Here is a 13,358-nt window from a genome sequence, read left to right on the forward strand (position 1 = left end):
CTAAACCCGGTTCAGTACGCTTAGGGCGGCCGGCATGCCGTAGTGGTCCGCCAGCAGGTCCAGCGTGTGCGACTGGGCACGGCGCGAATACCCCGACACCACCAGCATCACTTCATCAACACCGGTGTGGCGCTGGAGATCCTCCAGCCCGGCGGCCACTTCCTCGGCGGTCCCGTGCAGGGTGCGGTCCGTGTATTCCTCCAGCACCTGCCGCTCCTGGAAGTTGGCGGGGTAGGCGGCGACTTCCTCAGGCGGCAGCAGCGCGAAGGGCTTGCGCTGGAACATGCGCAGCATGGCCATGGCTGTGGAGGTGGACTGCCGGCGTGCCTCCGCCGGATCCTCGTCGGCAATGGCACCGATGCTCACCAGGCTGTAGGGCCTGTCCAGGAAGGGCGAGGGACGGAAGTTCTCGCGGTAAATGCGCATGGCATTGAGAATGTCCGCGCTGCCGAACTGCAGCGCGAAGGCATAGGGGCGGCCCAGCCGCGCCGCAACCTGTGCTGAATAGACCGATGACCCGAGAATCCAGACGTCTGCGGACGTGTCGGAGCGCGGCACCCGGTTCTCGTCCGCCTGCCAGGGGCCCGGAACGGCAGGCACACCCGCATAAGGGTGGCCCTGTGGAAAGTCGTTGCCCAGGAATCCGAGCAGTTCGGCGATCTGTTCCAGGAACTCCTCATTGGCGGAGGCATGGCGGCGCAGGGCGGCTGCCGTGGCGCCGTCCGTTCCCGGGGCCCGGCCCAGGCCGACGTCGATGCGCCCGGGAGCCAGCGTTTCCAACATTCCCACCTGTTCGGCGACCGCCAGCGGCACATGGTTGGGCAGCATGATTCCGCCGGCGCCGAGGCGAATGCGTTCGGTTTCTCCGGTGAGCCGGGCGGCCATGAGCAGCGGCGCCGGGATGGCGGCGCCGGGCATGGCGTGGTGCTCGGACATCCAGAACCGCTGGAACCCGCGGCGGTCCGCAAGCTTGGCCAAGGAGATGATTTCCTCGTATGTTTCGGTGACCCGGCGGCCGACACCGGTGAAGGCGTTGTCGAGGACGGAAAGCACGAAGGGGGCGGTGCCGGAAGGATGGGGGTGGTTCATGAAACGCCTCGCATATCACGGTATAACTACATTTTTGACGTGAGACCACCACCCTAGGGGTTTATCACGGCAAAGTGCAACTGATACCGTGAGTCCTATGACAAGCGTCCCACTCCCTCCGGCTCCGGGAACGGCCGGGCACCTCAGCCTCGCACTGGCGAACAGCATCGTTACCCTTCCCGGCGGGCTGCGGATTGACGAGTTGAACAGCCCGGAAGACGCCACGGCCTGGCTTGTCAGCCACGGTCTCGCCCCGGAAGGCACCGGCCTGCTCTCCTACTGCCAGCTGCAGCTTGCCGGCCTGAGAGGGGATCTGCGGGAGACCTTCCGGTTCCGTACCGAGGGCACGGCGCCCGCGCCTGCCGCGCTGGACGGCCTCAACCAGGCGTTGACCGCAGTACCCAGCGCGGCACCGCTGCACTACTCCCCGGAAGCCGGGCTGGTGCGGGGGCACATTCATCCGCTGAGCCGGGTTGTGGCCCACGCCATGGCACAAATTGCCGAGGATGCGGCGGAACTGCTGACAGGTCCCGACGCCGGGCGCCTGGCATCCTGTGCTGCGGCACCGTGTGACCGGTTCATGGTCCGCACGCACGCGCGCCGGCAGTGGTGCTCGGAGCGGTGCGGCGCCCGGCAGCGGGCCAACCGGTCCTACGCCCGCAGGCTGGACAGGGCCCGGGCGGAGTAAGGACCGCGGAGGAACCGGATTCAGCGGTTGGTGAAGCGCGTGCGGTAAGACGTTGGCGTGGTGGAATATGCGCCGATGAAGTTCTGCCGGAAGGTCACCGGGCTGCCAAAACCGCAGGCGTCGGCAATCCGCGCGATGCTCCAGGCTGTGGTCTCCAACAGCAGCCGAGCCTCGTCAAGGCGCCTGCCGAGAACCCACCGTGCCGGGGGCAGGCCCGTGGTTTCCTGGAATCTGCGAGTGAAATTGCGCTTGCTCATGACGGCGTGTGCCGCCAGCACGTCCACGGTCAGATCCTGGTCGAGGTTGGCCAGCGCCCACTGGATTGTCCTGCCGAGGGGCCCTGCCAGTTCGGAATCAGAAACCGGGCGGGCGATGTACTGGGCCTGGTCGCCCTCGCGGTGCGGAGCGACGACGATGTGCCGTGCCACGTCCGCTGCTGCCGCGGAGCCGAGGTGTGTCCGCACAATATGCAGGCAGGCGTCCAGGGCAGAGGCAGTCCCCGCTGAGGTCAGCACGTCCCCGTGGTCAATGTAGAGCGCGGAATCGTCGAACTGGACGGCCGGCTGTGAGGCGGCCATGTCCCTGGCGGACTCCCAGTGCGTAACCGCCGTGCGTCCGTCAAGCACGCCGCTGCGGGCCACCGGGTATGCGCCCAGGCACAGTCCGGCAATGCCGGCTCCACGCGCGTGGGACGTGCGGACCAGTCCCAGCAGATCATTGGCCGGCTCGGGGAGCTCGGGCAGCCAGGACGGGAAGACCACGAGGTCGGCGTCCCGAACGAACTCAAGGTTGACCACACCGTCCACCAGATAGCCTTCGGCGCTGCGGACAGGCGCTCCCGTCTCGGTGAAGACGCCGGTCTCCCAGTCGGCCGCCAGGCCCAGGCGCGACACTTCGCCGAACACCAGCAGGGGCGTGGCCAAGTGGAACAGGGTGATTCCGTCGAAGGCATGGATGGCAATCTTCATCGTGGCCCATTCTCATCGAAAGTGTGCATATCTGCCACTCACTGTACGGGGCCGTGCACTGCCATGCTGGAAACATCCACCCACCGGGCCAATTTCACGGGAGTCTGCACCATGGCACAACCGAACCGCGCACTCGTCATTGTTGACGTACAGAATGAATACTTCGGCGGACCGCTGGAGATCCAGTACCCGGACCGCAGCGAGTCCCTGGCCAACATCACCAGCATCATTGACGCTGCCGAGGCGCAGGGGCTGCCCGTCGTCGTCGTACAGCACGAGGCACCCGCCGGTTCACCGGTCTTCGCGGAAGGTTCCCGGGGCTGGGACCTGCACCCCGACGTCGCCTCCCGCCGCAGGGATTCCTGGAAGCGGATCGGCAAGAGCTACGCGAGCGTTTTTGCCGGCACGGATTTCGAGTCCTGGCTGAGGGACAACGGCATCGACACCATCACCCTGGCCGGCTACATGACCAACAACTGCGACCTCGCCACCGCAGCCGCGGCCGAGCCGCTGGGTTTTGCGGTGGAAGTGCTCTCGGATGCGAGCGGTGCCATCCATCTGGCCAACGAGGCGGGGCAGGTCAGCGCCCGGCAGGTGCATGAAGCTCTTATGGTTCTGCTGCAGTCCAATTTCGCCGCTGTTGCCACGGCGCAGGAGTGGGTGCGGGCCGTGGAAGCGGGCACTGCCCTGCCCCAGAGCGACCTGGGCGCCTCGGCAATGCAGGGACGGGCGGCGTTCCAGCCGGTGGCCTGATCACCGAGGGCAGGTCGACGCCGACGTCTGCATACGGGGGCGCCGGATGCCCGGCCCCCTAGAGCGGGGGACCCGTGCGGGTTGTGAACTGCCCCGTAACGAAGATCCGCGGTATCCGGATTGTCCGTATGCTCAGCACTGCGAGCACAATGACCGACGCTGGTCCGGAAGAAGGATGTACGCCCATGAGATCGAGAATGCTGGCTGCCTGTATCACTCTGGGCCTCATCGCCTTGACCGGTTGTACGTCCAGCGCGGGGGAGGACGAAGATGCCGGGCCCGGTGCTGACGGCGGCAGCAGCGCGGGTGCCGGTTCTTCCGGGGAGTCGCGGCTCGACGGCGTCCTGGCTGACGGGACTTTGAAGGTCTGCACTACAGGCGACTACCGGCCGTTCACCTATCTCGATCCCGAGACGGAGGAATGGAGCGGTATCGACATCGATATGGCCCGGGATCTGGCGAAGCGGATGGACGTTGACGTCGAATTCGTTCAAACAACGTGGGCCACCCTCATGCCCGACTTCCTTGCCGGCTGCGACGTCGGGGTGGGCGGCATTTCCATTTCCATGGAGCGTGCGGAACAGGCCTTTTTTACAACGGCCACGCTCGATGAGGGAAAAACGCCGATCACGCTGTGCGAAAACGTGGAGAAGTACGACACCGTCGAGGAAATCAACCAGCCCGGCGTCCGGTCCATTACTCCCATTGGCGGCACTAATGAGAAGTTTGCCGACGCACATTACCCGAAGGGGGAGATTATCCGCTTCGAGGACAACAACACGATCTTCGACGAGATCATTGCCGGGCGTGCCGATGTGATGACCACCGATGCTTCCGAGACCAGGTGGGTAGCCAATCAGCATCCGGAGCTGTGCGCAGTACACCCGGACACGCCCTTCGATTTCTCCCAGAAGGCCTACCTCCTCCCGCGCGGCGACGAAGTGTTCCAGGAGTACGTAGACCAGTGGTTGAACATGGCCGTGAATGACGGAACGTATGCCGCCGCCAAAGCACCGTGGTTTGGCTCCAGCTGAGTAGGCAGGGGACACTCCAGAAACGGCATCACCGCCGCCAGCTGTACTCCAGCTCCGGCCGGCCGCGGGTGCCGTAGCGGGGAGTGCGCAGCACTGCACGCTGGTCGCCCAGATGCTCCAGGTAGCGCCGGACGGTGATGCGGGACATCGTCAGTGCGGCGGAGACCTCGCTGGCGGACATCGGTGCACCAGCATTCTTCAGCAGCTCAGACACCGTCTCCAGAGTGTCGGGGGACAGCCCCTTGGGCAGGACAGTAGGCACATTGGGGCGCAGTGCGGCGAGGGCCCGGTCCACCTCGGACTGGGTGGCTGAAGTTCCCTGCCCGGCCAGGTTCACGTGGTACTCCCGGTAGGCGGCCAGCTTGGCGCTGAACGCCGAATAGGTGAACGGCTTGATGAGGTATTGGGCGATGCCCGCCGACATGGCTCCGCGCACGACGGCGAGATCCCGCACCGCGGTGATGGCGATGACGTCGGAAGGGACACCGGCACCGCGGATGCGGCGCAGCACGTCCAAGCCGTGAAGGTCCGGAAGGTTCATGTCCAGCAGGATCAGGTCCACTGCCGGCTCGGTGGCGCGGCCCGGTCCGTTGTGCACCGGGAGCCCGCCGTCGGACACCGAACCGCTGCGCCCCGTGGCGGAGGTGTTGAGGAACGTGATCGCGTCAGTGCCGGAATGCACGACGCCGGCCAGGGCAAACCCGGGGGAGCGCCGGACGTATTCCGCGTGCGCTTCGGCGACAATGGCATCGTCTTCGACCACCAGGACGGTGATGTTCCGCTCGGCGTTCATTTGCTCACCGCAGGCGCATCAGGGAGCGTGCCCGGGTCAGCGGCTGGCAGGGGAAGCGTGCCGAAAAGGGGGAGCCGAACCGTGAAGGCCGCTCCGCAGCCGGGCCGGCCGCCGGGATCCAGCTGCAGGGTTCCTCCCAGCCTCAGGACTGCCTGACGCACCAGGGGCAGCCCGATCCCGCGCCCGGTTGCGCCGGTCCCCGACGGCAGCAGCACCTTCGGGTCCTTGGTGCTGAAACCCTGATCAAAAATCCGCCCCGCGTCCAGCTCGGGGATGCCCGGCCCGTTGTCCTGCACCTCAATTTCAAACCAGGTCCGGCCGCCCCGCTGCACCAGTGCGAAGCGCGCCTTCACGGTTGCACCGGGCACGCCCTGCGCTGCGTCAAAGGCGTTGTCGATGAGGTTCCCGACAATGGTCACCAGCTCGCCCGGGTCCAGCCCCGGCTGTTCGCCGCTGTCCGGCGCTGCTGAATCCAGATCAATCTCCAGCGCAATGCCGCGCTCGCGGGCCTGAGCTGACTTGCCGGTCAGCAGCGCGGCCAGGGCGGGCTCGCCCACGGAGGCGACGACGTCGTCCGCCAGCTGCTGGGAAAGCTCCAGATCGCGGGTGGCGAAGTCCAGGGCGTCCGCATGCCGGTTCAGTTCGATCAGTGATACCAGGGTGTGAAGCCGGTTGGCATGTTCGTGGGCTTGGGACTGGAGGGCGTCGGTCAGCGTGCGCATGGATTGCAGTTCTCCGGTCAGAGCTTCAATGTCGGTGTGGTCCCGCAGGGTGGTCACGGTGCCGAAGCGCTGTGCCTCGGGTGCATCCGGCCTGCCGCCGTGTCCCTGCGGAGCCAGCGCGGGGGCCTGGTTCACCACCAGGATCCGGTCGCAGGAGAAGTGGAATTCATCTTCGGCGCTCCGGCCCTCATGCAGCAGGTCCGCAAGCGGTGCGGGGAGCCCCAGCGCCCGCGGGTCCCGGGGGACGCCGCGGTTATCGGGAGCAAGTCCCAGCAGGGCGGCAGCCCGGTCGTTGTAAAGCACTACCTTGCCGTCATTGTTGAGCAGCACCAGGCCCTCGCGCAGTGAATGGAGTGCGGAGCCGTAAAACGCGAACATGCTCCGAAGCTCGTCCGGCCGCCGGTCCTGGGTGGTGCGTCGCAGATAGCGGCTGAGGACGTAGGACGCGAGCGTTCCGCAGGCCAGTGCACCCAGGGCCGTGAGAAAGACCGCCGGCAGCTGGGCGTTGCGGGCAATGGCCACCCGGTCCACGGTGATTCCTGCGGCCACCAGCGCCGTCACCTCGCCGTCGGGGCCCAGCACGGGGACGACGGCGCGGACGGACGGTCCCAGCGTGCCCGAGTAAGTCTCGGTGAAGGACTGTCCGCCCAGGGCCTGATCCACGGAGCCGAGGTACTTCCTGCCGATTTGTTCCCCGTTGCGGTGGGTGAAGCGGGTGCGGTCCGGAGCCATGATGGTGAGGAAATCGATGTTGGCTGCGCCCATCACCCGGAGGGCAAACGGTTGGAGGACGCTGCTCGGATCTGCTGCGGTTACCGATTCCTGCACGACGGGGTCAGCGGCCACCGTTCCGGCCACGGAGAGCATCCGTTCGGAAGATTCCTCGTGGCTGTCCCGCTCCGCCTGGAAATACAGCACCAGTGACAGTCCCAGTGAAAGGCACACAATAAAAACCAGCTGCCCGATAAGCAGCCGGCTGGCCAAACTCCACTTCCGCAATTTTTTCCTTTTGCTCAGGCACTTGAGAACAGTATGACCACAATCGTGACAGTCGTCACAGGACCGGATGACGATGTGTACGACGAACTTCCGTTCCCGGCGTTTCACGTACGGCTCCGCGTAAAGCGGAGAACCGCAGTCTCGGTGCCGCCCAGGAACACATTGGAACCAGCCTAGGAGCAGCACACATGGCATCTGCCACCATTCCCGGCGGCGCCGGCTCACCGAAGAGCCCGCGCAAGAAGGACAGAACACACTTTTTGTACATCGCCGTAATTCTCGCGGTGGTGCTCGGTGCCACCCTGGGTCTGGTGCAGCCTGAATTCGCCAAAGAGTTGAAGCCCATCGGCACCGCATTTATCGGATTGATCAAAATGATGATCGCTCCGGTCATCTTCTGCACAATTGTCCTCGGCATCGGCTCGATCGCCAAAGCAGCAACAGTGGGCAAGGTGGGCGGGCTGGCCCTTGGGTACTTCATCCTCATGTCCACCTTCGCGCTGGCCATCGGCCTCGTCGTCGGTAACCTGATCCACCCGGGCGAGGGCCTGAACATCGCCGCCGGCGCCGGCGACGCCCCGGAGGTGTCCGAGGACGCCGAAGGCATGGCCGGTTTCCTCCTCAGCATCATCCCCACCACGCTGCTGGCCTCGCTGACCGGCGAAAGCATCCTGCAGACCCTCTTTGTGGCGCTGCTGGTCGGATTCGCGCTGCAGAAGATGGGCTCCACGGGGGCACCCATCCTCACCCTGATCGGCCAGATCCAGAAGCTGGTCTTCCGCATCCTGGGCATGATCATGTGGCTGGCGCCCATCGGCGCCTTCGGTGCCATCGCCGCCGTCGTCGGGGAAACCGGCGTGGACGCCATCAAGAGCATGGCCGTGCTGATGATCGCCTTCTACATCACGTGTGCGCTGTTTATCGTCGTCGTCCTGGGCGGAGTGCTCAAGCTGTGCACCGGCGTGAACATCTTCAAGCTCATGCGCTACCTGGGCCGCGAATACCTGCTGATCTTCTCCACCTCATCCTCCGAGGTTGCCCTGCCGCGCCTGATCGCGAAGATGGAGCACCTGGGCGTGTCCAAGCCCGTGGTTGGCGTGACCGTACCCACGGGGTACTCGTTCAACCTGGACGGCACCGCCATCTACCTCACGATGTCCGCCCTGTTCGTGGCCTCCGCCATGAACATGCCACTGGAACTCGGCGAGCAGATCTCGCTGCTGGTCTTCATGATCATTGCCTCCAAGGGTGCCGCCGGCGTCACCGGTGCCGGGCTGGCCACGCTGGCCGGCGGACTGCAGTCCCACCGCCCGGACCTGGTGGAGGGTGTCGGCCTGATCGTCGGCATCGACCGCTTCATGTCCGAAGCCCGCGCGCTGACCAACTTCACCGGCAACGCCGTCGCCACGGTCCTGATCGGTACCTGGACCAAGGAAATCGACAAGGGCCAGGTCAACGCGGTGCTGAACCGCGAACGCCCGTTTGACGAGTCCACCATGGACGACGGCCACGGTGAGCCTCAGGCTCCCGCCGCCGAACCCGAACTGGCAGCAGCGGCAGCCCGCTAGGGTTTCTGCCGGGCCCTGCTCCGGAACTTCGGTTCCAGTCCGGTCCCCTGGGGCCAGTCAGGCCCCTTATGCCGAAGGGCGTTCCCGCAGTTTCAGCGGGAGCGCCCTTCGGCGTTTCGCGGCCTGGGCGGGACGCACGGCCGGCTGTGCGGCCCAGCCCGGCAGTGAGTAAGGACGAATCCCCGCGGCTCGATCCCCGCGATGTGATCCGGCCGTTCCCTGCCCGCCAGCCCGGTCAATTCCGAAGGCATGCTTTCGAGAGAATCGGTCGCTGGGCGCAGTGCCCGCTCGATGTTTCGTTGCGGTCACCGCTCAGAGCCAAGGGAGAACCGCCGCAACCAAGAGGGCGATCAGTGCAACGACCATCAAGCTCGTCATGACGATGCGCCTTCGCCCCGTAACTTCGTTTCCATCCCGGTCGAAGAAACGTATTCCTGAGCCGGGGGGATAGGACGTCGGCGCCCTGCGCTTCGCTACCAGATACACAAACGTGCAGATTCCGACCAAGCAGAGTAGCGGAATGATTCTGCCTACCCATACAGCCACTTCATATGTCATCTGTGTCCGGTCCTTTGTCCAATTCCGTGGATTAGCGAGCAGGCCGGCGAAAGATATTGCCCTCCGGTTCTCACATAAAACGGGCTGAGAAAACCCGTGTCAACAGGTGAGTACATCCCTGGCGCGCCTGGACCCTAGCTGAACGCTCAGTCGTACCAGTGGGCGCCCGGAGACCGACCCTCGGAAATCCCAAACCGAAGGGAATTCCCAAAACGGCAGCAAAACCGAGGCAGTCAGTGCGAAACACTCGGGGGAAGGCATTGCGGAACCGGACACGCCCGAACGAAAGGTTCGACCTCTAGTTGAGAGTCAAGGCTCGCGGCACTCCGCGCCACCGATTCGCGGTATAGGTGTTGCACGGCTGTAATCTTGACAGGGACAGCCCGCAGGACAGCTAGAGACGGAAGCGTGGATTATTACGTGAGCAGCGATCAGAGTTCAACAACTCTGCAGGACGCAACACAGGACGCAGCCGATTCCGTGATGGGGCCGACCGGACGCCCGCTGACGGAATTCCCCGAGCCTCCGGTGCTGAGCTCGCACGGCCCCGCGCGGATTATTGCCATGGTGAATCAAAAGGGGGGCGTGGGTAAAACCACCTCCACCATTAACCTCGGCGCCGCACTGGCTGAAGCCGGCCGCAAGGTCCTCCTGGTCGACTTTGACCCCCAGGGCGCACTCTCCGCCGGGCTTGGCACCAATCCCCACGAGCTGGACCTTACCGTTTACAACGTGCTGATGGACCGCAAAGTGGATATCCGTGAGGCCATCCACGAAACCGGCATCGAGAACATCGACCTGCTGCCCGCCAACATCGACCTCTCCGCCGCCGAAGTGCAGCTGGTCAACGAGGTTGCGCGCGAGCAGGTTCTGGAACGCGCCCTGCGCAAGGTGTCGGATGACTACGACGTCATTCTCATCGACTGCCAGCCCTCCCTGGGACTGCTGACGGTCAACGCACTGACCGCGGCGCACGGCGTGATCATCCCGCTGATCTGCGAGTTCTTCGCCCTCCGTGCCGTGGCGCTGCTGGTGGAGACCATCGAGAAGGTCCAGGACCGCCTGAACCCGGGCCTGCAGATCGACGGCGTGCTCGCCACCATGTATGACGCACGAACCCTCCACAGCCGGGAAGTCATCTCCCGCCTTGTTGAAGCGTTCGGGGACAAGGTCTTCGAAACCGTCATCAAGCGCACCATCAAGTTTGCCGACGCCACAGTGGCCGCCGAGCCGATCACCACCTACGCGGGCAACCACCCGGGCGCTGATTCCTACCGCCGCCTCGCCAAGGAACTGATCTCCCGCGGCGGCGCCCCCTAACGATCGTGGAACCCGGCACGCCAGAATCCGGCACGCCAGAATCCCGCCCGGCCGTCCGGGGCTTCCGGGTCCGGCTGCAGAACTTCACCGGCCCGTTTGATGTCCTGCTCGGGCTGATCTCCAAGCACGAGCTGGACATCACCGAAATTGCCCTGGCAGCAGTCACCGACGACTTCATCGGCTACATACGGGACCTGGGCGCGGAGGGCCAGGCGTGGGCGCTGGATGAAGCCAGCGAGTTCCTGGTCATTGCCGCCACTCTGCTCGATTTGAAGGCGGCCCGGCTGCTCCCGGCCGGAGACGTCGAGGATGCTGAAGACGTGGCTCTGCTGGAGGCACGGGACCTGCTGTTCGCCCGCCTCCTGCAGTACCGGGCGTTCAAGCAGATTGCGGCCATCCTCGACGCCCGCCTGCGCGACGAAGCCGAGCGTTTCCCCCGGCAGGTCTCCCTCGAACCGCGCTTTGCGGCCATGCTTCCTGACCTGATCTGGCGCACCGTGCCCGAGGACTTTGCGGCCCTGGCGGCCAAAGCACTGACTCCCCGCGAGGCGGCGCCCACCACGGTGGGGCTGACCCACCTGCATGCGCCCAAGGTCAGCGTGCGGGAACAGACCGACATTGTGGCGAAGCGCCTGATGGCCGCGGGAAGGCTTACTTTCACGGCACTGGTGCACGACGCCGGCAGCTCGGTTGCGGTGGCCCGCTTCCTGGCGCTTCTGGAGCTGTTCCGTGACGGCGCCGTGGCCTTTGACCAGCCCGACCCACTGGGGGAGCTGCTCATCAGCTGGGCGGCGGCGCCCGGCACCTGGCCGCTGCGGGCGGACCACCGCGGAGAAGAAGGCAGCAGTCTCGGCGGCAGCGGAGCAGACAGCGCCGCCGACGATCCGGGCCACAGCCCCATCACACTGGAGGAACATGCAGCAGAACCCGCCCGCTGATCGGGAGACACCCGTCCCTGCCGCACCGGCCGGGACCGATCCGGAACGCCCGGATCTCCGGGCGGCCGTCGAAGCTGTGCTCATGGTGGTTGACGAGCCGGTCACCGCCGCGGAGCTGGCCGTTGTCCTGGAAGTCCCGGCAGGGCAGGTCGAGGACATCCTGGCGGAACTGCAGCGCGAGTATGACGGCTATACTGGGGGAGGACCCGGTGGCACAGTACGTGGTTTTACTTCAATGCGAGGTTTTGAACTGCGGGATGTGGCCGGCGGCTGGCGGATCTACTCCCGCGCCGAGTTTGCACCCGCGGTCTCGAAGTTCGTCCTGGGCGGCCAGAGTTCACGTTTGACTCAGGCGGCCCTGGAAACCCTGGCAGTGATTGCCTACCGGCAACCTGTTTCCAGGGCGCGGGTATCAGCCATCCGGGGCGTCAACGTCGACTCCGTGGTTAGGACCCTGGTCCAGCGCGGTCTCATCGACGAAGCCGGCATGGAAGCCGAAACGGGCTCCATGATGTACCGGACCACGCCGTACTTCCTGGAACGGCTCGGACTGGGCGGCCTCGACGAACTTCCGCGGCTCGCGCCGCACCTGCCCGGGCTGGAAAACCTGGCTGAATTTGAAGACACTACTTACTAACCGCTACACCCGAAGGATTTTTCATGACACAGGCACCCCGCTCCGGATCCGGATCAGGCCGCAACAACCCGCGCAGCGGGGGAGCAGCCGGCGGCAGGTCCTTCGGTAAGGGCTCCAAGCCTGCCGGCTCCCGCACCGGCGCCCCGCGCTCCGGCGGCCGCCCCGCCACGGCCCGCGACGCCGGCATGACCGCCGGCGAATTCCGCGCCAACGGCTACAAGCCCCGCGACGAGTCCGCAGAAAACCGTCCTGAGAAGTTCCGTTCGGCCGCTTCCCGGGCCTTCGACGGCAAGGGTGCCGGCAAACCGTCCGGTACCGGTGCTTCCAAGCCGGGAGCCGGCCAGTTCAAGCCCGAGGGCTACAAGGCCGGCGCCAAGTCAGCCAAGCCGTACGGCACCAAGGGCGGCGGAGCCTCGCGCACCGGCGGACCCCAGTCCGGGCAGCGCAAGACCGGCGACCGCGCGTTCCGCAACGAGCGGTTCGGCCAGAACCTGGGCGCCGTCAAGCGCACCAACACGCGCCGTCCGGCCAAGCCCGTCATCTCCGAGCACCACGACCCCGAGGGCATCCGCCTGCAGAAGGTCATGGCCCAGGCGGGCGTGGCATCGCGCCGCGTCTGCGAGGACATGATCCGCGAAGGCCGCGTGGAGGTCGACGGCGAGGTCGTCACCGAGGTTGGCGTCCGCGTCGACCCGCAGAACGTTGCCATCCACGTTGACGGCATGCGCCTGCAGCTGGACGAGAACCTGAAGTACTACGTCTTCAACAAGCCCAGCGGCGTCGTCTGCACCATGGACGACCCCGAGGGCCGTCCCTGCATCAGCGACTTCCTGAAGAGCACCAACAAGCACGAGCGCCTGTTCCACGTCGGCCGCCTGGACACCAACACCGAGGGCCTGCTGCTGCTGACCAACGACGGCGAGCTGGCCAACCGCCTCACGCACCCGTCCTACGAGGTCCCCAAGACCTACCTGGTGCAGGTCCGCGGACCGATGGCACACGGCGTCGGCGCCCAGATGCGCGAAGGCATGGAACTTGAGGACGGTTTCGCCAGCGTTGACTCCTTCAAGCTGGTGGACTCCACTCCGGGGCACCTCCTCGTCGAGGTTGTCCTGCACTCCGGCCGCAACCGCATTGTCCGCCGCCTGTTCGACGCCGTCGGCCACCCGGTCGAGCGCCTCGTCCGCACCCAGGTGGGGCCCATCCGCGTGAACGACCAGCGCCAGGGCAGCATCCGCGTGCTCGGACGCACCGAAGTCGGTCACCTCCTGGCCTCCGTAGGCCTCTAGGC

Annotated in this window: 12 protein-coding genes; 8 read left to right on the forward strand and 4 right to left on the reverse strand. The window is 65.7% G+C overall.

The features are described 5' to 3' along the window. Entirely contained in the window at positions 1-1,089 is a 1,089-nt protein-coding gene (locus M1D40_RS06220; RefSeq protein ID WP_461170565.1) for an LLM class flavin-dependent oxidoreductase, read from the reverse strand. Between the two features lie 97 nt (positions 1,090-1,186). Between M1D40_RS06220 and M1D40_RS06225 the strand changes: the two genes are divergently transcribed. Continuing rightward, on the forward strand, positions 1,187-1,777 hold the full coding sequence (locus tag M1D40_RS06225; RefSeq protein ID WP_461170566.1) for a CGNR zinc finger domain-containing protein: 591 nt from the start codon (positions 1,187-1,189) through the stop codon (positions 1,775-1,777). A gap of 20 nt (positions 1,778-1,797) precedes the next feature. Here the strand turns inward: M1D40_RS06225 and M1D40_RS06230 are convergent, their stop codons facing one another. Further along, the gene (locus tag M1D40_RS06230) at positions 1,798-2,745 is read right to left on the reverse strand and encodes a GlxA family transcriptional regulator (RefSeq protein WP_341392521.1); all 948 of its coding nucleotides are present in this window, start codon (positions 2,743-2,745) and stop codon (positions 1,798-1,800) included. A 111-nt stretch (positions 2,746-2,856) separates the two neighbouring features. Here M1D40_RS06230 and M1D40_RS06235 point away from each other — a divergent pair, with 111 nt between their 5' ends. Next, positions 2,857-3,498 (forward strand): cysteine hydrolase family protein, encoded by a 642-nt coding sequence (locus tag M1D40_RS06235; RefSeq protein ID WP_461170567.1) that lies wholly within the window; start codon positions 2,857-2,859, stop codon positions 3,496-3,498. Between the two features lie 185 nt (positions 3,499-3,683). Then, complete coding sequence (locus M1D40_RS06240) at positions 3,684-4,532, forward strand: transporter substrate-binding domain-containing protein (protein WP_461170568.1); 849 nt, start codon at positions 3,684-3,686, stop codon at positions 4,530-4,532. A gap of 28 nt (positions 4,533-4,560) precedes the next feature. On the opposite strand, the gene M1D40_RS06245 is transcribed toward M1D40_RS06240, so the two are convergent. Both M1D40_RS06245 and M1D40_RS06250 read right to left on the reverse strand, forming a co-directional pair. Then, complete coding sequence (locus M1D40_RS06245; RefSeq protein WP_341392524.1) at positions 4,561-5,325, reverse strand: response regulator; 765 nt, start codon at positions 5,323-5,325, stop codon at positions 4,561-4,563. Continuing rightward, positions 5,322-7,046: a sensor histidine kinase gene (locus M1D40_RS06250; protein WP_461170569.1), complete on the reverse strand. Its 1,725-nt coding sequence runs from the start codon at positions 7,044-7,046 to the stop codon at positions 5,322-5,324. Before M1D40_RS06250 ends, M1D40_RS06245 begins: the two co-directional genes overlap by 4 nt. A gap of 188 nt (positions 7,047-7,234) precedes the next feature. Between M1D40_RS06250 and M1D40_RS06255 the strand changes: the two genes are divergently transcribed. The 5 genes from M1D40_RS06255 (at position 7,235) to M1D40_RS06275 (ending at position 13,356) form a co-directional block, all read left to right on the forward strand. After that, on the forward strand, positions 7,235-8,614 hold the full coding sequence (locus M1D40_RS06255) for a cation:dicarboxylate symporter family transporter (RefSeq protein ID WP_341392526.1): 1,380 nt from the start codon (positions 7,235-7,237) through the stop codon (positions 8,612-8,614). Positions 8,615-9,592: 978 nt separating this feature from the next. Then, positions 9,593-10,492, forward strand: a complete 900-nt coding sequence (locus M1D40_RS06260; RefSeq protein WP_341392527.1) for a ParA family protein — start codon at positions 9,593-9,595, stop codon at positions 10,490-10,492. Positions 10,493-10,497: 5 nt separating this feature from the next. After that, entirely contained in the window at positions 10,498-11,430 is a 933-nt protein-coding gene (locus M1D40_RS06265) for a segregation and condensation protein A (protein ID WP_461170570.1), read from the forward strand. Next, positions 11,408-12,067 (forward strand): SMC-Scp complex subunit ScpB, encoded by a 660-nt coding sequence (scpB, locus tag M1D40_RS06270; protein WP_341392529.1) that lies wholly within the window; start codon positions 11,408-11,410, stop codon positions 12,065-12,067. Before M1D40_RS06265 ends, scpB begins: the two co-directional genes overlap by 23 nt. A 23-nt stretch (positions 12,068-12,090) precedes the next feature. Then, positions 12,091-13,356 carry a pseudouridine synthase gene (locus M1D40_RS06275; protein WP_341392530.1) on the forward strand — a complete coding sequence of 422 codons (1,266 nt, stop codon included), beginning with the start codon at positions 12,091-12,093 and terminating at the stop codon, positions 13,354-13,356. Positions 13,357-13,358: the final 2 nt, after the last annotated feature.

Source organism: Arthrobacter sp. Z1-15 (genome assembly GCF_054792395.1).